Origin of the sequence: Planctomonas deserti (assembly GCF_003067705.1) — a bacterium.
Taxonomy (GTDB): domain Bacteria; phylum Actinomycetota; class Actinomycetes; order Actinomycetales; family Microbacteriaceae; genus Planctomonas; species Planctomonas deserti.
Genome location: NZ_QANL01000097.1, coordinates 1 through 622, shown reverse-complemented (window position 1 = coordinate 622; position 622 = coordinate 1). Strand labels below are relative to the sequence as shown.

At 66.7% G+C, this 622-nt stretch carries 1 protein-coding gene; it reads right to left on the bottom strand.

What is annotated here, in order from left to right; translation table 11 throughout:
* Positions 1–622: FUSC family membrane protein (locus DAI20_RS19730; protein ID WP_205781515.1), on the bottom strand; the 622-nt coding region annotated here is incomplete at both ends.

Here is a 622-nt window from a genome sequence, read left to right as displayed (position 1 = left end):
CTGTGCCATGTAATAGAGGCGCAGGTACAGGCCGGAGTTCACGCCGGGCCGCCCGGAACGGCCGAAGCGGGCCAGGATCGCGGTCTTGGCTTCATTCAATGCACCGACTACGCGCCGGTTCTGTTCGGCCAGGTCGAGCTGGCGACGCTGCAGGTCGGCCTCGCGCACCGGCTCGAACAGTGTTGCCTTCAACTGCAGGTAGCGGCCCAGTTCAACGTACAGGCGCGCCACGCGTTCGCGAACCGGACGGTTGGCGAACAGTGCGGTCCACAGGATCGACAGCAGGCCGTACCAGACCGCACCGGCCAGCAGATGGCTGACCGCGTCCAGCGCGCTGTGCAGGTCGCTGGCGCCATGCTGCTCCAGCCCGATCATGGTGTAGATCGCCAGCGTCACCGTGGCCTGGGCGATCGACGCATAGCGCTCGCCGAGCGCACCCAGCAGGGTCAGCCCGAACGTGGACAGCGCCAGCGCACCGATGAAGATCCATGGCCAGGGGAACAGCCAGATCACCGAGGCGGCGGCGAGGCAGAAGCACAGCAGCGACAGCAGTACCGCCTTGGTACGGCCCCACCAGTTGTCATCGGTCTCGGCGATGGCGCTGGCGATGATGCCGAGGAAC